Source organism: Aestuariispira insulae, from assembly GCF_003385955.1.
Classification (GTDB): domain Bacteria; phylum Pseudomonadota; class Alphaproteobacteria; order UBA8366; family Aestuariispiraceae; genus Aestuariispira; species Aestuariispira insulae.
This window is the reverse complement of sequence record NZ_QRDW01000004.1, coordinates 14,609-38,442: the sequence shown is the minus strand read 5'-3', so window position 1 is coordinate 38,442 and position 23,834 is coordinate 14,609. Positions and strand designations below refer to the sequence as shown.

Annotated in this window: 17 protein-coding genes; 9 read left to right on the top strand and 8 right to left on the bottom strand. The window is 55.1% G+C overall.

Annotated elements, in window-relative coordinates; translation table 11 throughout:
• Positions 1-36: 36 nt before the first annotated feature.
• Complete coding sequence (locus DFP90_RS11100; protein WP_115936564.1) at positions 37-1,242, top strand: pyridoxal phosphate-dependent aminotransferase; 1,206 nt, start codon at positions 37-39, stop codon at positions 1,240-1,242.
• 11 nt (positions 1,243-1,253) lie between these two features.
• Here DFP90_RS11100 and DFP90_RS11095 read toward each other — a convergent pair whose 3' ends face one another.
• The 5 genes from DFP90_RS11095 to DFP90_RS11080 form a co-directional block, all read right to left on the bottom strand.
• On the bottom strand, positions 1,254-2,444 hold the full coding sequence (locus DFP90_RS11095; RefSeq protein ID WP_115936563.1) for an MFS transporter: 1,191 nt from the start codon (positions 2,442-2,444) through the stop codon (positions 1,254-1,256).
• Positions 2,445-2,459: 15 nt separating this feature from the next.
• Positions 2,460-2,951 carry a glycine-rich domain-containing protein gene (locus DFP90_RS11090; protein ID WP_115936562.1) on the bottom strand — a complete coding sequence of 164 codons (492 nt, stop codon included), beginning with the start codon at positions 2,949-2,951 and terminating at the stop codon, positions 2,460-2,462.
• A 144-nt stretch (positions 2,952-3,095) separates the two neighbouring features.
• Positions 3,096-3,236 (bottom strand): hypothetical protein, encoded by a 141-nt coding sequence (locus DFP90_RS22860; protein ID WP_181905306.1) that lies wholly within the window; start codon positions 3,234-3,236, stop codon positions 3,096-3,098.
• 141 nt (positions 3,237-3,377) lie between these two features.
• Entirely contained in the window at positions 3,378-4,022 is a 645-nt protein-coding gene (locus DFP90_RS11085; RefSeq protein ID WP_181905305.1) for a class I SAM-dependent DNA methyltransferase, read from the bottom strand.
• 117 nt (positions 4,023-4,139) lie between these two features.
• Complete coding sequence (locus DFP90_RS11080) at positions 4,140-5,504, bottom strand: S41 family peptidase (RefSeq protein WP_115936560.1); 1,365 nt, start codon at positions 5,502-5,504, stop codon at positions 4,140-4,142.
• 252 nt (positions 5,505-5,756) lie between these two features.
• On the opposite strand from DFP90_RS11080, the gene bla reads away from it, so the two are divergent.
• Complete coding sequence (bla, locus tag DFP90_RS11075) at positions 5,757-6,650, top strand: class A beta-lactamase (protein ID WP_218044651.1); 894 nt, start codon at positions 5,757-5,759, stop codon at positions 6,648-6,650.
• Positions 6,651-6,754: 104 nt separating this feature from the next.
• Here the strand turns inward: bla and amaB are convergent, their stop codons facing one another.
• Together amaB and DFP90_RS11065 are read right to left on the bottom strand one after the other, a co-directional pair.
• Positions 6,755-8,260: an L-piperidine-6-carboxylate dehydrogenase gene (gene amaB / locus DFP90_RS11070; protein ID WP_115936559.1), complete on the bottom strand. Its 1,506-nt coding sequence runs from the start codon at positions 8,258-8,260 to the stop codon at positions 6,755-6,757.
• A gap of 232 nt (positions 8,261-8,492) precedes the next feature.
• Complete coding sequence (locus tag DFP90_RS11065) at positions 8,493-9,605, bottom strand: saccharopine dehydrogenase family protein (RefSeq protein WP_115936558.1); 1,113 nt, start codon at positions 9,603-9,605, stop codon at positions 8,493-8,495.
• Between the two features lie 162 nt (positions 9,606-9,767).
• On the opposite strand from DFP90_RS11065, the gene DFP90_RS11060 reads away from it, so the two are divergent.
• From DFP90_RS11060 to DFP90_RS11030, 7 genes are all read left to right on the top strand, one after another.
• On the top strand, positions 9,768-10,220 hold the full coding sequence (locus DFP90_RS11060) for an Lrp/AsnC family transcriptional regulator (protein WP_115936557.1): 453 nt from the start codon (positions 9,768-9,770) through the stop codon (positions 10,218-10,220).
• A gap of 160 nt (positions 10,221-10,380) precedes the next feature.
• A complete protein-coding gene (locus tag DFP90_RS11055) occupies positions 10,381-11,415 on the top strand; it encodes a 2-oxoadipate dioxygenase/decarboxylase family protein (RefSeq protein WP_115936556.1) in 1,035 nt (344 codons plus the stop codon).
• A 19-nt stretch (positions 11,416-11,434) separates the two neighbouring features.
• Positions 11,435-12,853 (top strand): FAD-binding oxidoreductase, encoded by a 1,419-nt coding sequence (locus DFP90_RS11050; protein ID WP_115936555.1) that lies wholly within the window; start codon positions 11,435-11,437, stop codon positions 12,851-12,853.
• A gap of 157 nt (positions 12,854-13,010) precedes the next feature.
• Positions 13,011-17,201, top strand: coding sequence for an alpha/beta fold hydrolase (locus DFP90_RS11045; RefSeq protein WP_115936554.1), 4,191 nt, complete (start codon positions 13,011-13,013; stop codon positions 17,199-17,201).
• A 21-nt stretch (positions 17,202-17,222) separates the two neighbouring features.
• Positions 17,223-18,359 carry a thiolase family protein gene (locus tag DFP90_RS11040; protein WP_115936553.1) on the top strand — a complete coding sequence of 379 codons (1,137 nt, stop codon included), beginning with the start codon at positions 17,223-17,225 and terminating at the stop codon, positions 18,357-18,359.
• On the top strand, positions 18,359-20,686 hold the full coding sequence (locus tag DFP90_RS11035) for a 3-hydroxyacyl-CoA dehydrogenase/enoyl-CoA hydratase family protein (protein WP_115936552.1): 2,328 nt from the start codon (positions 18,359-18,361) through the stop codon (positions 20,684-20,686). Before DFP90_RS11040 ends, DFP90_RS11035 begins: the two co-directional genes overlap by 1 nt.
• Before the next feature lie 33 nt (positions 20,687-20,719).
• The gene (locus DFP90_RS11030) at positions 20,720-23,140 is read left to right on the top strand and encodes an acyl-CoA dehydrogenase (protein WP_115936551.1); all 2,421 of its coding nucleotides are present in this window, start codon (positions 20,720-20,722) and stop codon (positions 23,138-23,140) included.
• Here the strand turns inward: DFP90_RS11030 and ung are convergent.
• The gene (ung, locus tag DFP90_RS11025; protein WP_115936550.1) at positions 23,137-23,787 is read right to left on the bottom strand and encodes a uracil-DNA glycosylase; all 651 of its coding nucleotides are present in this window, start codon (positions 23,785-23,787) and stop codon (positions 23,137-23,139) included. The genes DFP90_RS11030 and ung overlap by 4 nt on opposite strands.
• Positions 23,788-23,834 lie beyond the last annotated feature (47 nt).

The following is a 23,834-nucleotide window of genomic DNA, read 5'->3' as shown; positions in this document are numbered from 1 at the left end:
CATCAAATCGCTATGAAACCCTCCGGAGTTGCTGTCATGCCCCTGCTCTCTTCCCGTGTTGCCAATCTGAAACCCTCCCTGATCCAGGCGGTGGTTGCCAAATCCCGGGAATTGCGGGCAGCGGGCCATGATGTGATTGATCTCTCCATTGGCGAACCTGATTTCGACACGCCGGATCATATCAAAAAGGCCGCGATTGACGCGATCAATGCCGGGCATACAGGTTATACCGCCATTGGTGGCCTGCCCGCGCTTCGCGCCGCCATTGCTGACAAGTTCCAGCGGGAAAACAGTCTGGCTTATGACGCCGACATGATCACCATCGGCGCCGGCGGTAAACAGATTATCTATAACGCCTTCCTGGCCACCCTGGAGCCGGGTGACGAGGTTTTGATCCCGGCCCCCTTCTGGACCAGCTATCCCGACATTGTCACCCTGGCGGGCGGAACCCCGGTGATCACCCATTGCCCCAAGGAAGACGGCTTCAAGCTGACGGCGGAAAATCTAGCGCGCTCCCTCACGCCCAAGACCAAATGGGTGATGCTGAACAGCCCGTCGAACCCGACCGGTGCGGCCTATAGCGCCGCAGAACTGGAAGAACTGGCCGGTGTGCTGCGTAAGCACCCCGATGTCTGGGTTCTGTCGGATGATATCTATGAGAAGTTTTTCTTTGAAGGCCATGAATATGCCACCATGGCCAAAGTGGCACCGGATCTGTTTGAGCGCACTGTCACCATGAATGGCGTTTCAAAAGCCTATGCCATGACCGGCTGGCGCCTGGGCTACGCGGGCGCACCGAAATCTCTCGCCCCGGCCATGCGCCTGTGTGAGGGCCACTCCACCACCCATCCCTGCGTCATTACCCAGCATGCGGCCATCGAGGCGCTAAACGGCCCACAGGACTGCCTGGACCACATGTTGGAGGCCTATAAAACCCGCAAAGCCCTGGTGGTTGAAAGCCTGAATGCTATTGAAGGGATCACCTGCCTGGAACCCGCCGGTGCCTTTTATGCCTATCCGGATATCGGGGGGCTGCTGGGCAAAAAAAACCCGGAAGGCACGGTAATCGAAAATGATACCGACTTCGCGCTCTACCTTTTGGAAAGTGCCCATGTGGGCATCGTTCAGGGAGCCGCTTTCGGCCTTTCCCCGAATTTCAGATTGAGCTTTGCCGCATCGACGCAAAATCTGGAAAACGCCTTGGACCGCATCGCGGAGGCTGTCGCCGTTTTAAAACCCTGACACCTCATCAATCAACGATTGCGCAGGAATAGCAGCATGGGGGCGGCTGCCATCTGGAAACAGCCGGCGGCGATAAAAAGCCATGTCAGTGGTGCCAGATCCCCGAAAAGGAACACTAACCCTCCCGCCAGAGGCATGGCCGCAAACATAAGAGCCCTGGTGACCGCAATGGTTTGAGCCTGCAGCTCAGGCGGTATTATCAATTGGCGGAAACTTGCCGCGTGAACATTAAACAGCGCAGAAAGGGCCGCTGGCACAGCCACAATCAAGGCGGCTGAAACCAAGCTCAGATTTGCGCCCATCGCCCCGAAGAGCATCCAGGCCGCCCCACTTGCAAAGGACAACAGGAACAAAAGTGATCCCAATCTTAACCAGCCGTAACGCCTAGCCGCCAGGGCTGGTGAAAAAGCGCCGATCAGGATTCTTATGGAAATCACGATGGCGATGGCCGAAAGGCTCAACCCCACGATCCTCGACAAAAACAGATACAGCAACATATCTACGATGGTGAAGGTGATGATGGCCATAGCCCCATGGAGCAGCAGAAGCCGGATGTCCCGATTGCCAAGTGCAAGCTTTGCCCCTTGCCAGAAGCCTGTCCTAGTGGCGGAAGAGGTGGTCTGCGCGATTGGCACATAGCCCCAAAAGGCAAAAAACACCCCGGCCAAAGCCGTCAGAACCACCCCGGCAACAGCAAATTTCTCGAAACCGGCAAAAGAGATCACCGAGCCAGCAATAGCCGCACCGGAAGCGGCCACAAGAGATCCCGCCATCAACAAATAAGCGTTGACCCGTTGATAGTCGTGTTTCTCAAACAGGTTTGGGATGGCCCTGGCCAGGGCCATATCCCCGAGACTGGCATAGGCACCCAGCATTCCAACAGCCAGGATCCAGCCGAAAAGACCTAGCTCTATCGAAAAGACCCCCCAGAAAAAACAGCCCGAAAACAGCAGGAAAGATAATCTCTCTTTTCCCATGCCGCGATCAACCCAAAGCCCGAGCAACAAAGGCATCGAAAGGGCAATGATGGAGGCAAATATCCGGACCAGTGACAGGTCCGTTGCTGCATAATGATAAACCTCCACCATCATTGCATTAAAGGCAAATGCCAGTGGACCACAGACCGCGCTGACACCGATGCGGGCGAAGAACAGGCTAACCGCACCCCGCCCCTGCTTAACAATGATAGAGGTTTCGATCATCAAACAAATAGCCGCTTAGTCCACCCCCGGTATCCGGGTCACATCCACGCCATATTCAGCTCGGAACAAACGCTTGGTGTTTTCAAATGCAATATCCAGTTGGCGTCTGTCTTCTTCATCTCGATTACCGAAATAGGGAAAGTGATGCAGGTAACGGCCAAATATCACCTGACAGTCCCTGACATATTTCCGGGTGTCCAGGATATGATTGTGCCATACCGCATCAATGGCCAGCGTCGGAGAAATATGTGTCTCGTATTTTCGGACCAGATACAGATATTGACGATACTGGTTTATCGCAAACTCCGCATCAGCCCGCTCCCAAAGCAGGCCCAACTCACCCGCCGATTCCTCATCCGTCATTTTGTAGAGGATCATCGACATATCCATGTTGAAAATATAGTCGCGGATCTCTTCCATATTTTGCAGCGTAAGGATATTGGGGATTCCCAATGGCAATGCCATATCATCGTGAATGTCAGCCACCGTCACATCAAGCAGTTCCATATCTCGCCTCACAGACAAAAAGATAAATTTCCACCGTTAAAACGGCAAAACCGCCCGCCCCGGCATTCAGCCCAGGCGGGCGGTCCACAGCATTTCCACCTATAGACCGGTCAAGTCATGCCAGCCCGCAGGATAGATCAGACATCAGCTGCGCATCGGCATGCAGAGTTTACCGCAAAATGCCTTGCCGCTTTTCAGGGTCATTTTGAACTGAACCGGCTTTTCTCCGGTCTTGTTGGCAGTACCAAGGGTTTTGCGCGCGATATCAGAAGTGACTTTATTCATAGTACCTGTCCTCGATAATTTATTGTTGGAATATTTGGTTAACACCGGGGATGCTATCAACACACAACTTATGTGCGCAATACTACAATAATACGTATCATTAGTTTAGTTTCTATTAATTTTATATTCGTTTTCAATGAGTTACCTTGCTAACTTTTGAAAAACAAACACAGCGCTTTCCACGTGGTTTTCGGCGCCTGAACCCGGCATGACGGGAAAGAAAGATGTCCTCTCCAACTCGTGCCAAAGCCCCTCTATCCCAAGTCCCTCAAGCTTGTCTTTAAACTTAAGCGGTTCATAAACCAGGTTGCTGAGTGAAAAGATCAGGTGACCGCCGGGCCGTGTGATCCGGATCATTTCATCAAGCGATTCCGGCGGCGCATGACCGGCCGTCAGCACACCAAACGAGATGACGGCGCCAAAATGATTTTCCGGGAAATCCAGTTTTCCGCCCAGGGCCATTTTGCGAAGCTCTTGATAGGCCCCCTTGGTACGTGCCTGCGCTAACATGCCATCAGAGAGGTCAATACCGTGAAGGTTGTCATAGCCCAGCCAACCAAGCACCTCGCCCAGCATCCCCGTGCCGCAGCCGGCATCCAGAATTGACGCCTCCTTAGCCACGTGCCGCCCAATCAGCCCCGCCGCCACGGCCGGGTTTTTGTAGCCAAAGGCGGTCAGATCCTCATCATAATGCTCGGCCCATTCATCATAGGCTTTCTCGAGGCTGCCCTGGTCTGATGCGCCATAAACCTGTTGCAGGCGCTCTGTTCGTTCCTTAGATCCCACGGTAACCAAACCTTTCGTGATCAAAGTGAATTCAAGCACATTATTTGTGACTGGGGAGCATCACAGTAGGATTATCAATCCATAGCGGCCCCGTTTACCAGTATTCCCACCCCGGCATCAGAATTGTCCAGCCTCGGTTTCTTTTGCGACCAAAAGCGCTTTTTGCATTACAGGGTCCCATTCATCTGTTGCCGGTTCTGTGATCAGGATATCCGGAACCAAAGGTTCAGACAGGCTGATCCCCTTGGCATCATAAAGAAGCGCGGTCGTCAGTTTTATCATAAAATCCCGGGTGATCGGCAGCAGTGTCTGAACCGACCCGCGCCCGTAACTGTTTTTGCCAATGACGACTGCATCACGACCATGTTTCAGGCTGCGCGCAATGATTTCAGCGCCCGAAGCTGTCATTGGCCCGGTAAGAATTATCAGCCTATTTTCAGTCTTGTATCCGGCGGACGCTTGGAAAACCCTGTTGTTATTCCGATCTCCGGGGCGGCCGCGCAAACCGGCAATAAATGTCCCTTTTGGAAGAAAGAGATCCGCAATATTTATGGAACCCTCCAGCAGGCCCCCGCCACAAACTCTTAAATCAATGATAATTGGTTTGCCGTGATGGTTGGAACCATAAAGCTTTTCTTTGACATGAGACAGGGTCTGCTCCTGAATCGATCCTAGTTTCAGAACAGGAATTCCCTCAACCATTCTAAAACTGGTGCTGGACAAGTTTTTCCTGGGGATGCGGGTCAGTTCAACCGTTTCCGTTTTCCCTTTCCCCGTTTTTTGTACTTCCAGCCGGAGTTTGCTGCCAACAGGCCCTCGAAGCGCCTCGACCGCGTCATTGAGAGACGCGTCATTGAGCTGAAAATCATCCACAGCGAGAATCAGGTCGCCCTTGCTGATGCCCGCCTGTTTCGCAGTCCCCTGATCCATAGCTTCGAGAACGCGAATCCCCTTATTGCCAGCCATCAACACCAGCCCGACACTTCCGGCGGATCCTATAGCCGATGGAAATTCCTTTCCCCGATAATCAAAATACTCGCTATCGATCAGGGCCTCACTAACGCCGTCCATAATTGAATGAGCGAAGTCCTTCGGATCTATCTTTTCGGTTTTCCCAGGATAATCGCTTGCAAGCTGCTGTTTGATTTTTTCCAGAACAGCGGGCCTATCGACTTCCTGCAGATAATCCGTTTCGACCCGTTCCATATATATCAGGGCCAGCGGCAGATGCCGGTATAATTCCTCTGCTTCGTGTAGCCGGTGCATATAGCCGAAGATAACATCGACAAACTGCCCGATGAATGCGTTTGGCAGATCCGTTTCCGCAGACAAGTCTCGGTTGGCGTCAGGTGTGGCAGCCTGTCCAACATCGCTGGAAACTGTGTGCGTTGTCACTATTGTCGCATCTGGATTGGACTCAACGCCGCCGCAAGCAGCCAAAACAGCGCTCGCAACAACCATTCCAAACAGTCTTGTGACCATCCCCCGAAACTCCCCTTCACTCGAATTATTGGTCGAATTTAGGATGCGGCAATCGGCGGTACAACCAGAATTACAATAGCGGAGCCGGTTCAACCGCCCCCTCCGTGCTCCCCCCTCTTTTTCCAAGGATCAGTCCTGGAATGACATGAACCCGACATAGAAAAGCCATAATGGGGCTTATCCTATAAGCGGCCGACACAATCCTGCCGGCACCTGCCAATAACAAACCATCATCCGAGCTGGAGAAGATCCGTGAAAGACGTCAGCAGACGCGCCTTTGCCAAGGCCGCGTTATCGACCGCCATTTTTGCAACCGTTACCGGAAAATTCGCTAACGCCACCTCCCCGGCGGCAAGCGATCCGCTCACGCTTGCCCTGCCCGATATCGAAAACCGCCTGAAGGCCAGGCTTGGGGCTTATATACTCGATACGGAAACAAACCGGGTCTGGCAGCACCGGGCCCGGGAACGGTTCCCGCTTAACAGCACTTTCAAGGCTTTTGCCTGCGCCGGCATACTGGCCAAAACTGATCGAGGCGAGGATATATTGGATACGGAGATCAGTTTCGGAAAAGCAGATCTGGTCACCTATTCCCCGGTGACTGAAGGCTTTGCCGGCGTTGCGCCAATGCCACTTTCCTCCATCTGCCAGGCTGCCATGCATATGAGCGACAATACGGCTGCCAACCTGGTGCTGGATCAATTGGGCGGCCCGGAAGGCTTTAACGGTTTCATGCAGGAAATCGGCGATCACACCACCCGGCTGGACCGCTGGGAACCCGAATTAAATGAAGCCGCCCCCGGTGACCCGCGAGACACCACCAGCCCCGAGGCCGCAGCCAACAGCCTAATGGCCCTCGCATTGGGAGATCGGTTAAGCCCGGCCTCGCGCGCGCAGCTGAACCGCTGGCTGGAAGGCAACCAGGTCAGCGGGCCATTATTCCGTTCCAGCCTGCCGAAAGACTGGCTGATTGGGGACCGCTCTGGCGCCGGCGGCCACGGGTCACGCTCTATCATTGCTGTTTTGCGCCCGCCGAAGCGGAAACCGGTTATTGCCGCTGTTTATATAACGGATACCAGCGCCTCTTTCGAGCTGCGCAATAACGCCATCGCCGTCATCGGAGAAAAGCTGATGGAAAGCCTCTGACGATGCGTTCAAAAAAGTAAGGGCGGGTGAATTCACCCGCCCTTCCCTGAACCTCCCGGCCATCGATGGCAACTTGACGATAGCCGGGATGTTTTTGGTCTCGATCAATCGATATCGAACTTAATCCCCTGCGCAAGCGGCAGTTCACGGGAATAGTTGATGGTGTTGGTCGCACGGCGCATATAGGCCTTCCAGGCGTCAGAACCGGATTCACGACCGCCGCCGGTCTCTTTTTCGCCGCCAAACGCGCCGCCAATCTCGGCACCGCTGGGGCCGATATTCACATTGGCGATGCCGCAATCACTGCCGGCATCGGACAGGAAGGCTTCGGTTTCACGCACATCGGTAGAGAAGATGCAGGATGACAGGCCCTGCGGCACATCATTCTGCATATCGATCGCATCATCCAAATCGCTGTAGCGCATCACATAGAGGATCGGCGCGAAGGTTTCGTCCTTCATCACCTGTTCCTGGGATTTCATCTCGACGATGGCCGGGGTGACATAATAGCCGTTCGGGAATTTGTCTTCCAACTGGCGCGCGCCGCCATGGACGGTAGCGCCGGTTTCCTTAGCAGCAGCCAGGGAACCCTGCATGCGGTCAAAGCTATCGGAATCGATCAGCGGCCCCATCAGGACACCCTGTTCCAGCGGGTTGCCCGCCGGAACGCCGGCATAGGCCTTCACCAGGCGCGGGATCAGTTGATCATAGACGCTGTCATGGACAAAGAGACGGCGCAGCGTGGTGCAGCGCTGGCCCGCGGTGCCGACCGCAGAGAAAACGATTGCGCGCACGGCCATTTCCAGATCCGCCGTCGGGCTGACGATCATGGCATTGTTGCCGCCCAGTTCCAGGATGGAACGGCCGAAGCGTTCGGCGACTTTCGGACCGACAATCCGACCCATGCGGGTGGAGCCGGTCGCGGAAATCACCGGCACATCCTCACTGGTGACCAGAGCTTCGCCGAGAGCTGCGCCGCCAATCACGACCTGGCTGAGGCCGGCCGGCGCATCATCGCCAAAGCGGGCGATGGCTTTTTCCAGGATTTTCTGGCAGGCCAGAGCGGTCAACGGGGTTTTCTCGGACGGCTTCCAGATCACCGGGTTGCCGCAAACCAGCGCCAGAGCCGCATTCCAGGACCAAACGGCAACCGGGAAGTTGAAAGCGGAAATGATCCCAACCGGTCCGATCGGATGCCAGGTTTCCTGCATCCGGTGGCCCGGACGCTCAGACGCGATGGTCAGGCCATAAAGCTGACGGGAAAGGCCAACCGCAAAATCGCAAATGTCGATCATCTCCTGAACTTCGCCAAGGCCTTCCTGGAAGATCTTGCCCGCTTCCAGGGTTACCAGCTGACCCAGGTCATCCTTGGCGGCGCGCAGCTCTTCCCCCAGCAGGCGGACCAGCTCGCCCCGGCGCGGTGCCGGGACCATGCGCCATTTTTTAAAGGCCGCTTTGGACGTGGCGATCACATCGGCCATTTTCTCCGGCGCCAGTTCAGGCACTTTGGCAATTTCGGAACCGTCGATCGGGGTCCGGACAGCAAGGCTGCCGCCAGCCAGGTCGGCCTCTCCGATGCCAAGACGGGTCAGGATTTCTGCATAATTCATTTCCGGCTCTCCATTTCAAGCGCGCATCATTTCAAGGATATCTGCGCCTTGTATCTTGTCAGCTATGGCGGCGGGTTGCACCCCACGGCCTGAAAAATCTTGGACCATATGTCCAATCGAAGCGGGATCGGGTCAAATGATGCTTTCGCGTATCATCATTCCATAACGTTGCCTGCCTCGAAAAAAAACAGGCCGGACAGGAAGGATCCCTGCCCGGCCCTGTCAGAGGTGATTATTCCGCAGCAGCGGCCAGCACAACCTGTTCCTCGGCTTTTGCATAATTTTTGCCGAACCGGTTAGCCAGGAAGGTATCCAGGCTGATATCTTCCTGTTTGACAAAGCCTTTTTGCGGCAGATCGCCCTTGGCAAGCATATCGACAACCGCGCAGATACCCGATGCGGTCGTGATCTGGATCGCACTGCGATGGCGGCCGTTTATGGCGCGGGAATAGACCTTGTTGGCATAGGTTTCCTGAACCAGCATGCCGTTTTTCTTACCCGAAACAGTAACAAAGATCAGGACAACATCCTGCATGGTGACCGGCAGGGCATATTCGAAGATGTCTTTGAGCATCCCACGACGCTCGTTCAGCTTCAGATCCTCGATCAACAGCTTCATCACATCCCGGTGGCCCGGATAACGGACCGAGCGGTAGTTCAAATATTTCACCTTGTCCTTGAGCGTTTCGCACAGCGTGCCCAGGCCGCCCGATGTGTTGAAGGCTTCATAGCGGATGCCGTCCAGGGAAAACTCTTCCAATTCCTCAAGCGCCGGAACCTTCTGCAACTCACCCTCAACAATGGCGTCGCAGGGATTGCAATATTCGTTGATCACGCCTTCGGTGGACCAGGTCAGGTTATAGTTCAGGCGGTTGGACGGATATTTCGGCAACGCGCCAACACGCATGCGGACAGTATCCAGCTCATCGAACTTTTTCGCCAGGTCATAGGCGACAATGGAAATAAAGCCCGGCGCCAGACCGCATTGCGGGATAAAGGTGCTGTTAGCGTCTTTTGCCAATTCCTTCACCACATCGGTGGAGGCCACATCCTCGGTCAGGTCAAAATAATGAATACCAGCGTCTTTCGCCGCTCCGGCAATGGTCTTGGTCAGGAAGAAGGGGGCCGCAGACAGAACCGCGAATTTACCTGCCATTGCCTTGACCAACTCATCCTTGCTGCTGGCATCCAACACCAGGGTGGACAGGTTCTTGTGCTTTTCAATCCGGTTAAGCTGGCTCTCGGACTGGTCTGCGATGGTCACCGCATAATCACCGGTATTGCAGAGCAGATCCGCAATAACCTCACCAATTTTACCGCTACCGATCAGCAGAATTTCTTTCATGTCCATCTCCCATGGAAACTGATGTTTTGTTCTATCACCAGCATGCGTCCGAAACCTGTCAGATCGAAGAGAGCATTATGCCAATATGGTAATTTTTTTTGAACATATCGACAAAATGACTTATCAATTCGTCATAAATCAGTCTGACGGAGCCTGAAGCCAATGAGCGATGACGGTCAATTTCCTAATCTGGACAACCTGGATCAGCAGTTATTGCAGATGTTGAATGCGGACGCGCGGGAACCCAATGCCTCTCTTGCGCGGAAACTGGGGGTTTCCCGCGCCACCGTACAGAACCGAATCGACCGTCTGCGCCACAGGGGCATTATCCACGGTTTTACCTTGAAACTGGATAAGGGCTATGAAGCATCGCGCATCCGCGCCCATGTGATGATCGTGACCGGCGCCAATCCCGGCGGGCGGATTGAAACCGCTTTGGAACGCATTCCCGCCGTGACCGGCCTCTATTCCATCAGCGGCAAATATGACTTGATCGCGATAGTCGAGGAATCACGCATGGATCTGATGGATGTGGCATTGGACAAAATCCGGGACATCCCCGGCATCACGGAAACCACCTCGTCGATTATTCTTGCCACCAAATTTGACCGATAATCATTCCTTTTCATTATTTAAACAGCACAAAAAGCCCTATATACAGCAATAATTCATTCTGTTTCATCGTGAATATCCAGCTAATCATTGTTTGGCTTTTCCTCTTGAGAGGCCTATTGATCGGCCAGATCAATCAGCCAACAAATGGAATCCTAGGATCATGACAACCGAACATAAGAGTCTGCTGTGGAAACTGCTGAGCGAAACGGTGGGCGAAGCCCAGACCGAAGAGTTATTCCACACCATCGAGATCACGCCTGCCCTCCTGCAGCAGGGAGCAGAAACTCGAATCGCATCCCGGGCTGTTGTGGCTCAAGCCATGACCATGATCCTGTTCCGCAAACTGGTGGATAATGTGCCGGAGGGCCGCCGTTATGTATCAGACAAGTTGGCAGGTGGTGAGAAGATTGTTTTTGACCATGGCGCTGTTCGCACGGTATGCGGTGTCGATTGCGGTGCGCTGCCCGAAGGCCGGGCCAGCATCGCCCGCATCCTGGAACCACTGGGTTTTGAACGGGTTGAGGAATATCCGCTGGCGCGCCTTAAGATGATGGGTCATGCCTATTGCCATGCAGACCTTCCGGAAGATATCGCGCAGTTCTTTGTCAGCGAATTGGACACCAGTCAGTTTTCCGATGATTTCCGTGCTGCGGCGGAACGGGTCATCAAAACCAGCCGGGATCCTTTGTCCGATCGGTCCAAAGCGGCATTGTCGTTGTTAGCCGACACCGGCGCGCTCCCTACCGATGAAGCTCCGTCCCTGCTGGCGGATCTAGCCCGCGCCTTTGATCGACAGCACTCCGTTCCGACCCGTCGGGATTATGAGATCCTAAAAACGGAATCCGATGAAATGGCCTGGATCGCCACCGAAGGCACTTTCTTCAATCATCTGACCGACCGGGTCGCCGATGTTGAAGGATTGGCCGATCAGCTTCGTGCCAAGGGCCAGCCGATCAAAGACAAAGTCGAGGTTTCCAAGGATAAGACCGTCTTGCAGACGGCCTATAAGGCCACGATGGTCCGCCGTTATATGATCGGAGAGGACGGCACCCTTACTCCCTATCAGGTTCCGGGTTCATTTGTTGAATTTATCACCCGACATAAATCTCTGAATACGCCCGATAAAATGGATCTTCGCTTTGACAGCTCCAATGCCCAGGGCATTTTTAAAATGACGGCCGCCGCCGCCGAGTAATCCGGGAAAGACAAAAAGCATGCATGCAGAACGGACGGAATTCTTAGATCGGCTGGAAGCCGCCATCGGCGCTAAAAACCTGATGCGGCATGATCAGGATTTAAGCGGCTACGAAAAAGGCGCGCGCTATGGCCATGGCCGTGCGCTCGCCGTTGCCCGCCCCGCCAGCACGGAAGAAGTATCAGCCGTTCTGCGTGCCTGTTTTGCCCATGATGTGCCGGTTGTCCCGCAGGGGGCGAATACCGGACTAACAGGTGCATCCACTCCTGATGAAGGTGGCCAGATGCTGGTCTTGAGCCTGGAACGGCTAAAAGCACCGATCGAGATTGATCCCATCAACCGGTCCGTTCTGGTCGGTGCGGGTGTCTCCCTCTCCCAATTGAACCAGGCCCTGGCCAGTCACGGCTTATTCTTTCCCATTGATCTTGGGGCCGACCCGACCGTTGGCGGGATGATCGCCACCAATACCGGCGGATCCAGGCTGATCCGATATGGCGATGTCCGACGCAATCTTTTGGGTGTGGAAGTGGTACTGCCCGATGCCGAGGGTACCGTGATCGATGACCTGAAGGCCTTGCGGAAAAACAATCTGGGCCTGGATCTCAAACAGCTTTTCACCGGCACCGGCGGCCAATATGGCATCGTCACGCGGGCGATCCTGGAACTGCATCCCAGCCCGAAAGACCGCGCGGTTGCACTGGTCGTACCGCGTGATGAAGCGGCCATGGATGAAATTCTGCTGCATCTGGAACATCATGCAGGCCCTTGGCTGACCGCCTTTGAGAGTCTGTCGCGTGCTACTGTTGAGGTGGTGTTGAAACACCGCCCAGCCCTGCCCAACCCGTTTGCCCAGTTCGATAATCCCCCCGATGATTGTCTTCTGGTGGAATTTTCCGCCGCTGACAGCGAAAGCCTGGGCAGCAGCCTGGAGGATTTTCTCGCCGAACAGATCATGGCGCTCTATGCCGACGATGGTTCCGGCGCGGTCGCCAATGCGGTATTCAACCGGCCGGAAGAGATTTGGGGGCTGCGCCATTCCATTTCCGAAGCTGTCGCCCAGGAAGGCAGGATCATCGCCCATGACATTTCCTGCCCCCGATCCTCGCTGGGGGAATTCCGCCGACGGGCAAAAGCCCTGCTGGCTGAAAAATATCCCTATCTCAAGATCTATGATTTTGGCCATCGCGGTGATGGCGGCGAACATTTCAACCTGATCTGGCCCCATGGCGCCCAGCCCTATTGCCCCGAGATCGCGGAAGAGATTCGCACCGATATCTACAAGATCGTCATGGAAGGCCTGAACGGGTCCTTTAGCGCAGAACATGGCGTTGGCCCAATCAACCGGCATTATTGCGAAAAATATTTGCCCGCTGCCACCCTGGCGGCACAAACCGCGTTGAAAGCCCATTTTGACCCTAAGGGGCTGTTGGGCCGCTGATCCGGTCCCATAATCATTGCCAAACCAACAGCGCCGGAATGGGCGCTGTCCGGCCTGCGACAAACTATCGGTGGCAAGAGAAAATTAACGCTATATCATTAACATAATGTACTCTTGAGACAGTTCTCCCGTTCCGTGCCCACCACAGAGGACCATCATGACGTCAGGGAGTATGGGTCATCATCAGATTAATGAAACCACCTACCAGCGATGCGTGGGCGCGTTTTCCTTCCTGCATGACCGGCTGGGCATCAACATCAAGGTGCATGATCCTGAAAACTACCTGGATTCCGGGCAGATATTCCTGTTCAACCATTTTGCCCGTTTCGAAACCATCATCCCGCAATATCTGATCCATAAACAGACCGGCGCCTATTGCCGCTCGATCGCAACCCATGAACTGTTTGCCGGCAGCGAGACGTTTTCGAAATTCCTCTGGAATGTGGGGGCTGTCCCCAACAATCATCCGGGCCTTTTGCCGTTCCTGGCTGCTGAAATCCTGCGCGGTCGCAAGATCATTGTTTTTCCCGAAGGTGGCATGATCAAGGACCGCCGCGTGGTTGATCAGGATGGCAAATACAGCATTTTTTCACCATCCGACAAAACCCACAGAAAGCATCACAAGGGTGCCGCCGCCATCGCGATCACGCTTGAAATGTTCAAGCGCCGCATCCTGTCGGTCCATAAAGCCGGTGAAGAGGACCGGCTGTACCGCTGGGTCAACGCGCTTGGTTTCGGCGATCTGGAGATGATGATTGCCGCCGCCCAAAAACCGACCCAGGTGGTGCCCAGCAATATCACCTTCTATCCGATCCGCAGCGATGACAATATCCTGCGCAAAGGCATGGAGCTGTTCGGTGGCGAACTGGGCAGTCAGGCCCGGGAGGAATTGCTGATCGAGGGCAATATCCTGTTGAAGGAAACGGATATGGATATCCGTATCGGCAAACCGCGCGTGCCGGAATTATCCTGGAACCCGCTTGAAAACATCCTGCTAAAGCAGATGTTTGAGCGTACTGAAAGCCTGGAGCAGCTTTTTTCCCTACAAACCGGTTCAGACCGCCTGGTGGATCGGATGATCGGCACCGCTCTGGCCCGGAAGACCACACGTCTGCGGGATAAATGCATGCATTCCATGTACGCGCTGGTCTCAATTAATCTCAGTCATCTTGCTTCCTTGTTGATCCTGAACCTATTGGATCGCAATATCGAAGAAATTGAGCATGACCGTTTTCACCGCCTGCTCTATAGCGTGATCAAAAATGCCCAGGCCCAGCCGGACATCCATCATCATCGATCCATTTCCAATCCTGAGGCCTATGACGGTATCCACCAAGGCAGCTGCCGGGGCTTCAGCCAATTCATTGGCCGGGCCGTTTCCTCCGGCCTGATCGAGGCCACCGCCAACCGGTATCGGTTCCTGCCCAAACTGCGCCAGGAACATACTTTCCATGAAACCAGGCTGGAAAACCCGATCATCGTCTATGCCAACGAGGCTCGTCCGGTGAAATCGGCTTGTCTTGCCGTTGAACAGGCCATGGAAAATGAATATCCCGCCGAACATCCAACATTTGCCCATAACCTGTTTGATGACGAGGTAAAAGCCTTCCACTGGTGCCGGGAAACCTATTCCAGAAGCCGCCATGAGGAAATCAACAAGCAGGAAACCGCGACAAAATCCGGTGCGCCCTTTCTGCTGATGCCGGAAGGCAGGGCCAGAAAACAGCAGGCGCGCCTGGGCATTGTGCTGGTTCATGGCTTTCTGGCATCGCCTGCGGAAATGCGATCTTTTGGAGAAAAACTCTGGGCTATGGGCTATCCCGTGCTGGGGGCGCGCTTGCGCGGGCATGGTACATCCCCCTGGGATCTAAAGGATCGCAGTTGGCAGGAATGGCTGGGCTCCGTGCGCCGCGGCTATGAAATCATGTCAATGTTGGCGGACGAGGTCTGTCTGATCGGGTTTTCAACCGGCGGCGCGCTGTGCCTGCGGCTGGCCGCTGAGAAACCGAAACGGCTGGCTGCGGTGGTCAGCGTGTCCGCCCCGGTGAAATTCCGGAATAAAAACCTCGTTTTTGTTCCTTTGATCAACAGCTTGAACAAACTGACGGAGATGGTCACTCCGGCGGAAGGGATCATGACATTCCGGGTGAATGAATCGGAGCATCCGGACATCAACTACCGGAATATCCCGCTTGCCGGCCTGCAAGAGCTCAGGTTACTGGTCAACGATATGCGTGACCATTTGGATATTGTCACCTGCCCGGCCCTGATCTTGCAGGGAAAGGATGACCCTGTGATCGATCCTGTCAGCGCGACCATCCTTCACGAGAAAATAGCTTCTGCAAACAAAAAGCTGAACATTCTTCCCGCCAACCGGCATGGAATTCTGAATGAGGATCTTGGCGGTTGCCAGGACATTATTGCGGATTATGTGGACAAACTATCATTGGAATTATCCGTGGCCCTCGGCCATGTCGCAGAACAAAAAAACCTGTCCCAGCCTCACAAAGTCGGCACACCGGTATTTTCCCTGGATGCAGTCTTTCAGCATCCGCTCAAGGTTCTAAAAACTGGCCTAAAGCGCTTTCAAATGCTGCGTAGTCCAGGTGAGCCGCCGGAAATACAGACGGAAACGGAAAAATATCCCTGGGAGAAATCCTATCCCGACGGTACAAATTGGGACAGCACCATCCCCATCGCACCATTGACGGATCTGCTTGATGAGGCCGTCACCAAATATTCGGATAAGCCGTGCACCCATTTCCGCGGCAAGCGTCTGCGCTACAGGGAAATCGGCAAATTGGTGGATAAAGCGGCCAGGGGTTTTCAGCAGCTTGGGGTTACCAAGGGCTCGGTTGTTGCCATGATGCTGCCCAACTGCCCTTATGCTGTCATCTGTTTTTACGGCATCCTGAAAGCCGGTGGCACGGTGGTGCAGATCAACCCACTCTATTCCCGTCACGAAATCTCCCATCAGGTCCGGGATTCCGGTGCCAGATTGATGGTGACGCTGGATATGAAGGGTATGTATGAAAAAATCGCGCCGGAAAAAGGCAAAGATACGTTGCCCATGGGATTGCGCAAACTAATCGTCTGCCGGGTGAGCGGGCTTTTGAAACTGACCGACAAAATCCTGTTTGATCTGATGAAGTCAAAAGAGGTGGCGAAGATCCCGGAAGATGATCGCCATGTTCCTTTTGCCGCCCTGGTCAATAATGACGGTCTGATTGATCCGCCCATTCTCGATCCGATCAATGATATTGCCGTCCTGCAATATACCGGCGGCACAACCGGTCGTCCCAAAGGGGCCAAACTCAGCCATGCGAATCTTTATGCCAATGTCATCCAGTTGACCCAACTGGCCCGGAACGCGGAAAAGGGGCATGAAAAGGTTCTTGGCATCCTGCCGCTGTTCCATGCCTTTGGCATGACGGCCGTGATGAATTTGGGAATCTATCTCGGGGCGGAGCTAATCCTGCTACCCAATTTCCAGCTTTCCAAGGTCATGGAGACACTAACCAAGCTGAAACCAACCATCTTTATCGGCGTGCCAACCATGTATTCCGCCATCAATGGGGCCATGAACCCGGAACAGCACGACCTTTCCAGTCTGACTTTGTGCATATCCGGTGGTGCGCCATTGCCGCGCGCCGTGCAAGACCATTTTGAGATACTCGCGGATTGCCCGATTTTTGAAGGTTATGGGCTTTCAGAGACCAGCCCGGTTTGCACCGTCAACCCGCTGACGGGTGGCGGGAAACCGGGATCCGTTGGCCTGCCACTGCCACGCACCATCATCAGCATCAGATCCATAGACGGGAACGGGGTTCAGATGCCGGCCGGCGAAATCGGCGAGATCTGTGTGTCCGGCCCGCAGGTGATGTCAGGTTACACCTCGAATTCCGATGAGGGATCTGATGTATTTTATGATACAGCGCTTCGAACCGGCGATCTCGGTTATTTGGATGAAGATGGCTATCTGTTCATTGTCGACCGGATCAAAGAGATGATCCTCAGCGGCGGTTTCAATGTCTATCCGCGCATGGTGGAAGAAGAGATTTACCAGCATCCCGCCGTCGCCGAAGCCGCAGTCATCGGGCTGCCGGACGAACATCGTGGTGAAACCGTCATGGCCTTCATCCAGCTCAAGGCGGGTAAAGAACTAACCGCTGGTGCCTTGCGGCAATATCTCAAAGAGCGCCTGGCCCCTTACAAGATACCGCGCCGGATCGAATTTCGCGATGAGCTACCAAAGACACCCATTGGCAAAATATCCAAACGCGACCTGATCGCGGAACTGACCGAACCAGCGGGCCCCGCACCGACCGTGGCCTCAGCCGGAGACTGACTTCAAACAAGGAGAAGCGACATGAGAGAAGTGGTTATCTGCGGATATGCGCGTTCTCCCTTCACGCAGGCAACCAAAGGAGCGCTCGCCTCTGTCAGGCCGGATGATCTGATGGCCCAGGTCATACGCGGTCTTCTGGAAAGAACCGGCGTTGATCCTAATGATCTGGAGGATTTTATTCTGGGCTGTGCCTTCCCCGAGGGCGAACAGGGCCTCAACATGGCTCGACTGGCAGCATTTAATGCAGACCTGCCGCTGACGGTCGCCGGCGCCACCGTCAACCGTTTTTGCGGATCGTCGATGTATGCCATCCATATGGCTGCCGGTGCCATTCAGATGAATGCCGGCGAGGCTTTTTTGTGTGGCGGCGTCGAATCCATGTCGCGCGTCCCCATGATGGGTTTCAACCCAATGCCCCATCCGGGACTGTATAAGAGATTTCCAGCCTCCTATATTTCCATGGGTGAAACGGCGGAAAACGTCGCCCAGAAATACCAGATTTCCCGAGCAGAACAGGAAGGTTTCGCAGTCCAGTCACATATTAAGGCAGCAAGAGCCGATGAGCAATCAGCCTTCAAGGAAGAGATCATTCCGATCACCTCAGAGGATGGCATGGTGGTGAAAGACGGCTGCATCCGCCCGGATACCAACCTGGAAGGGCTTGCTGCCCTTAAGCCTGCTTTCGAGCGGACAGGCACCGTCACCGCCGGCACCTCTTCACCCCTGACCGACGGCGCCAGCATCACATTGGTTTGCAGCAAGGATTATGCAATAACCAACGGTCTTACCATTCTTGCCCGGATCAGAGGCATCGCGATTGCGGGTTGTGCCCCGGAGATCATGGGCATCGGCCCCGTGCCTGCCACCAGAAAAGCCCTGGAACGCGCAGCGTTAAAGGTCGAGGATATCGACATTGCCGAGGTAAATGAAGCCTTCTCCTCCCAGGCCCTGGCTTGTTTGGGAGATCTGGGCCTCAGCCAGGAGAAGGTCAATCTCCATGGCGGCGCGATCGCCATCGGGCATCCGCTCGGCGCGACCGGTGCCCGCATTACCGGCAAGGCCGCCAGTTTGCTCGCCAGGGGCGGCGGGCAGATCGCGCTGGCCACCCAATGCATCGGCGGAGGTCAGGGTATCGCCACCATTTTGGAGGCCGCGTAATGAAAAAGATCGGCAAAGTCGCCGTTTTCGGATCGGGAGTGATGGGGGCCAGCATCGCCGCCCATATCACTAATGCCGGCATACCGGTCATCTTGCTCGATATCGTGCCCGAAGGTGCAGAAGACCGGAATATTCTGGCCAAGACAGCGATAAAAAAGCTGCTAAAATCTGACCCGGAAGCTTTCATGCATCCTTCGAATGCGGCATTGATCACGCCAGCCAATATCGAAGATGACATGCACCGGCTGGCTGAATGCGACTGGATCCTTGAAGCCATTATTGAGGATATCAAGCTTAAACGCCGCCTCTATAAACAGATCCAGTTGGCCCGAAAACCGGGCTCTATTGTCTCCTCCAATACCTCAACCATCCCGCTGGGTGATCTCGTGAAAGGGATGCCGAAGAAATTCTCGCAGGATTTCCTGATCACCCATTTCTTCAACCCGCCCCGCTATCTGCGGCTGTTCGAGATGGTGGCCGGACCGGATACCAAATCCGATGCGTTGGAGATGATCCGATCCTTTGCCGACCGTAAGCTCGGGAAATCCGTCGTGAATTGCCACGATACACCAGGTTTCATCGGCAACCGGATCGGGATTTTCTGGCTGCAATGCGCCGTTGCCAAAGCATTGGATGACGGGGTGCCGATCGAAGCGGCCGACGCTGCATTGTCACGCCCCTGCGGCATCCCAAAGACAGGGGTTTTCGGATTGCTTGACATGGTTGGCCTGGACCTGATGCCGCGCATTCTCTCGAGCATGAAGGAAAGCCTGCCGCCGGACGACCCGTTTCATTCGGTCAACCGGGATTTCCCTTTGCTGGATAAAATGATTGCCGATGGCTATACCGGTCGAAAGGGAAAAGGCGGTTTTTATCGGTTGAAACCGGACACGGATAAAAAAATCAAGGAAGCGATAAACCTAACCACCGGTGACTATGCCAAGGCGCAAAAACCGAAACTGGAAAGCGTTCAGCTGGCCCGGAAGAAAGGATTGAAGGCCTTCATCGGCCATCCTGATCAGGCCGGACAATATGCCGGATGGGTTTTGTTGCGGGTTCTAGCCTATGCTGCCAGCCTGGTGCCGGAAATTGCTGATGACATTCTGTCTGTCGATGAGGCCATGCGCCAGGGGTATAACTGGAAATACGGACCGTTTGAACTGATCGACCAATTAGGTACCGGTTGGTTTCGGGAGCGCCTGCAGGCAGAAGGGATCGATGTCCCGCCCCTGATCCAGACCGCGGGTAATCGCTCCTTCTACCGAACTCACCGTGGACAGAGACAATATCTCGACCTGACCGGTGATTATCGCGATTTTCAACGGCCCGACGGGATTTTGTTGCTGGCCGATATCAAACACGCCTCAAAACCCGTTGCGCGGAATATGTCCGCCAACCTCTGGGACATCGGTGATGGCGTGCTTTGCCTGGAATTCACCAGCAAGATGAACTCCCTAAACCCGTTCACCCTCAGCATGATCCGCAAAGCGATCAAGCTTTGCCAACGCCGTTATCGAGCCCTGGTGATCTATAACGAAGGCAGCAATTTCTCTGTTGGCGCCAATGTGGGCCTGTTATTGGGGGCGATGAAAATCCGGGCATGGTTTGCCGTGCGCTATTTGATCAAACAAGGCCAGGAAACCTTTGATGCCTTGAAACATGCCCCCTTCCCGGTTGTCGGCGCGCCCTCCGGCATGGCCCTTGGCGGTGGCTGCGAGATCCTGCTGCATTGTGACGCTATCCAGGCCCATGCGGAAACCTATTCCGGCCTGGTGGAAACCGGAATCGGCGTCATCCCCGGCTGGGGCGGTTGCAAGGAAATGTTATTCCGCTGGTCCCAGGACAGAACCAAACCCCGCGGTCCGATGCCGCCTGTCATCAACAGTTTTGAGATGATCGCAACCGCCAAGGTCGCAAAATCCGCCGCACAAGCACAAGAGATGCTGATCCTGCGCGACGGTGACGGCATCACCATGAACCGGGACCGTCTGCTGGCCGATGCCAAGGCACGCGCGCTTGCCATGGTTGACGATTACAGGCCACCGGAACCGGCAAACATCTATCTTCCCGGCGAGACGGCCCGCGCCGCCTTGGAAATGGCCGTTGAAGGCTTCAAACGAATGGGCTTGGTGACAGCCCATGATAGTGTGGTGGCAAAACATCTGGGCATCACATTGAGCGGCGGCGATACCGATCATCTGAAACCTGTCTCAGGCAACCGACTGTTGGAATTGGAGCGGGATCAGTTCGTCTCCCTGGCCCGTATGCCGGCCAGCCAGGACAGAGTAAGCCATATACTGAAAACCGGCAGGCCGCTCAGGAATTGACCCATCAGCCAATAATGAAATGGAAACCGTGAAATGACAGCCCTATTGATCCTCCTGGCAGTTGTTCTTTTGGTTTTGTTCTGTTTCTTCGGTTACGGCTATGTCGCCTGGACCGTATCAGCAGTGCTGCTTCTTGCGGCCTGGGCGCAACAAGGGGGAACAGACGGATTTCTGCTCCCTCTCTTAGGGCTGATCATGGCGGCAATTGCCGTTGTAACCGGCCTTGGCAACCTGCGCCGCCAAATGGTGACAAAACCCCTCATGAAATTTGTTAAAGGCCTGCTGCCCCGCATGGGGGAAACCGAGCGTATAGCGCTGGAAGCCGGAACCGTCTGGTGGGATGGCGATCTATTTTCCGGCCAGCCGGATTGGCGCAAACTGATGGATTTCCCGATCACCCCCCTGTCCGACGAAGAGCAGGCATTCCTGGATGGACCGGTTGAACAGCTCTGCAAAATGCTGGATGACTGGGAGATTCAGCAAAAACGTGACCTACCGCCGGAAATCTGGGACTTCATGCGGAAACATGGCTTCTTCGGCATGATCATTCCCAAGATCTATGGCGGTCTGGAGTTTTCCGCCATTGGACATTCTGCCGTCGTGGTGAAACTGGCCAGCCGGTCTATCACCGCTGCGGTTACCGTCATGGTGCCAAACTCGCTGGGGCCCGCGGAATTGCTGTTGCATTACGGCACGGACAAACAGCGCAAACATTACCTTCCCCGCCTTGCCGACGGCCGGGACATTCCATGCTTCGCCCTGACCGAACCCCATGCCGGCAGCGATGCCGCAGCCAGCCGCAGCATCGGTACAATTGTTGAGAAAACCATTGGCCGCAAAAAAACGCTCGGCATCCAGCTCAGTTGGTCGAAACGCTATATTACACTGGCACCGGTTGCGACCTGTATCGGCTTGGCGTTCCGTCTATACGACCCGGACCATTTGCTCGGCGACGACGAGGATCTAGGCATCACCTGCGCTCTGATTCCCAGGGATGTGAAGGGCATTACCATCGGGGAACGGCATGATCCCATGGGCATCCCCTTTCAAAATGGGCCGATCCTGGGCAAAGATGTTTTCATCCCCCTGGATCAGGTGATCGGCGGGCGTGACGGTGTCGGTCGGGGCTGGATGATGCTTATGGATTGTCTGGCAGCGGGCCGATCGATATCGCTGCCCTCGCTCTCGGTTTCCGCCGTCCAGACCGTCTGCCGCCATTCCGCCACCTATGCCAGTGTCCGCGAACAGTTCAACATGCAGATAGGTCGATTTGAAGGTATTCAGGAACCCCTGGCCCGCATGGCCGGAAACGCTTATTGGATGAACGCGGCCAGACGCATGACCTGTGGTGCGGTCGATGCCGGAGAAAAACCGTCAGTGGTTTCTGCTATTGTGAAGGCATATCTCACCGATTCAATGCGCCAATCAGTCACTGATGCCTTGGATATCGCTGCCGGTTCCGGCATTTGCAGAGGCCCCGGGAATAACTTGTCGCGGGCCCATAACGCGGTCCCGATCGCGATCACAGTGGAAGGGGCCAATATCCTTACCCGATCCATGATCATTTTCGGCCAGGGTGCCATTCGCAGCCATCCCTTCATCCAGCGTGAGATGCACGCCATAGCCAAAGGCGATATAAAATCCTTCGACGACGCCTTTTTCGATCATATCAATTTTGTCAGCCGGAATGCCGCCCGCAGCCTGGTTCTAGGCATGACAAACGGCCACGGCTCTGCCACGCCCTCGTCCGGGCCGGAGGCCAGGTATTTCCGGAAACTCAACCGGTATAGTGCCGGTTTTGCCCTGCTCACGGATATCGCCCTTGCCAGCATGGGCGGCGCTCTGAAACGGCGGGAAAAGCTGAGTGGCCGCTATGCGGATGCGCTTTCCTGGATGTATATCGCCTCTTCCGCGCTGAAACGCTTCCATGATGAAGGGTGTCAGGCAGATGACCGCCATCTCCTCGACTGGTCCTGCACGCAAGCTAACTATCACATTGAAGAAGCGTTTGACGGCATCCTGGCCAACATGCCCAACCGATGGCTGGGGTATCTGCTCCGCCCCCTGCTCTTCCCGCTGGGCCGTCGGCAAAAACCGCCCTCCGACCGGATCGGCGCAAAAATTGCCAATGCCATTCTTGATAGGGGGCCAACGCGGGAGCGAATCTGTGGCGACATGTATCTACCCGATCCGGAGGAAGAAGGTCTGGGGCAGATGATGGCAGCCGAGGCGGCCTTGATGAAATCCAAACCGGCCCGCCAGAAAATCCGCGCCGCCCTGAAAGTCGGTCAGATTCCGGCAGAGCCTCTGGCCACCCAGGCACAGCGTGCTTTTGATGCCGACATCATCACTTCGGATGAATTTACTGATCTGCAGGCCGCTCTGAGCTTACAGGATCAGGTGATCCAGGTCCGTGCTTACAAACCAACAGCCCACGCCCGGTTAAAGGGTTAACCCCATCTGATCGGGTTTCGGCCCTGGGCCTTGAGATACTGGTTAGCGCGCGAGAATGGCCTGCTGCCGAAAAAACCGCGCGATGCCGACAGGGGCGACGGATGGGCGGATTCGATGATCAGATGGTTTGATAGATCAATTAGATCCTTCTTCTTGCGGGCATGACCGCCCCACAGGATGAAAACCACATGTTCGCATTGGCCGCTAAGATGGCTGATCGTCTCATCCGTGAGTTCCATCCAGCCATATTTGGCATGGGAACCGGCATTACCAGCCTCGACAGTCAAGCTGCTGTTCAACAGCATCACGCCCTGCCGCGCCCAATGTTCAAGATTGCCATGCTCCGGTCGGGCGATCCCCAAGTCGGTCTCCAACTCCTTAAAAATGTTGTTCAGCGACCGGGGCAAAGGGCGGACATTCGCCTCCACCGAAAAACTCAAACCATGGGCATGTCCCGGCGTCGGATAGGGATCCTGTCCCAGGATTACTACCTTCACCTCTTCCGGCGTCATCTCGTCATAGGCACGAAAAATTTTATCCCAAGCGGGCAAGACCTCTTTACCGGCCTCGACCTCGGCACGGACACGCGCCATTACCGTGTCACAGCGGCCATCTTTAAAAAATGGGAGGGTATTTTGCCAAGTCATGGGCGGCTCCGGAAACTGTCTGGAAAACGGTTCGAACCCGCTATGTA

Excerpts from the sequence above, each read along its gene's own strand:
- DFP90_RS11100 (WP_115936564.1), top strand. The coding sequence starts at position 37 with ATGCCCCTGCTCTCTTCCCGTGTTGCCAATCTGAAACCCTCCCTGATC.
- DFP90_RS11095 (WP_115936563.1), bottom strand. The coding sequence starts at position 2,444 with ATGATCGAAACCTCTATCATTGTTAAGCAGGGGCGGGGTGCGGTTAGC.
- DFP90_RS11090 (WP_115936562.1), bottom strand. The coding sequence starts at position 2,951 with ATGGAACTGCTTGATGTGACGGTGGCTGACATTCACGATGATATGGCA.
- DFP90_RS22860 (WP_181905306.1), bottom strand. The coding sequence starts at position 3,236 with ATGAATAAAGTCACTTCTGATATCGCGCGCAAAACCCTTGGTACTGCC.
- DFP90_RS11080 (WP_115936560.1), bottom strand. The coding sequence starts at position 5,504 with ATGGTCACAAGACTGTTTGGAATGGTTGTTGCGAGCGCTGTTTTGGCT.
- amaB (WP_115936559.1), bottom strand. The coding sequence starts at position 8,260 with ATGAATTATGCAGAAATCCTGACCCGTCTTGGCATCGGAGAGGCCGAC.
- DFP90_RS11065 (WP_115936558.1), bottom strand. The coding sequence starts at position 9,605 with ATGAAAGAAATTCTGCTGATCGGTAGCGGTAAAATTGGTGAGGTTATT.
- DFP90_RS11060 (WP_115936557.1), top strand. The coding sequence starts at position 9,768 with ATGAGCGATGACGGTCAATTTCCTAATCTGGACAACCTGGATCAGCAG.
- DFP90_RS11055 (WP_115936556.1), top strand. The coding sequence starts at position 10,381 with ATGACAACCGAACATAAGAGTCTGCTGTGGAAACTGCTGAGCGAAACG.
- DFP90_RS11050 (WP_115936555.1), top strand. The coding sequence starts at position 11,435 with ATGCATGCAGAACGGACGGAATTCTTAGATCGGCTGGAAGCCGCCATC.
- DFP90_RS11045 (WP_115936554.1), top strand. The coding sequence starts at position 13,011 with ATGACGTCAGGGAGTATGGGTCATCATCAGATTAATGAAACCACCTAC.
- DFP90_RS11040 (WP_115936553.1), top strand. The coding sequence starts at position 17,223 with ATGAGAGAAGTGGTTATCTGCGGATATGCGCGTTCTCCCTTCACGCAG.
- DFP90_RS11035 (WP_115936552.1), top strand. The coding sequence starts at position 18,359 with ATGAAAAAGATCGGCAAAGTCGCCGTTTTCGGATCGGGAGTGATGGGG.
- DFP90_RS11030 (WP_115936551.1), top strand. The coding sequence starts at position 20,720 with ATGACAGCCCTATTGATCCTCCTGGCAGTTGTTCTTTTGGTTTTGTTC.
- ung (WP_115936550.1), bottom strand. The coding sequence starts at position 23,787 with ATGACTTGGCAAAATACCCTCCCATTTTTTAAAGATGGCCGCTGTGAC.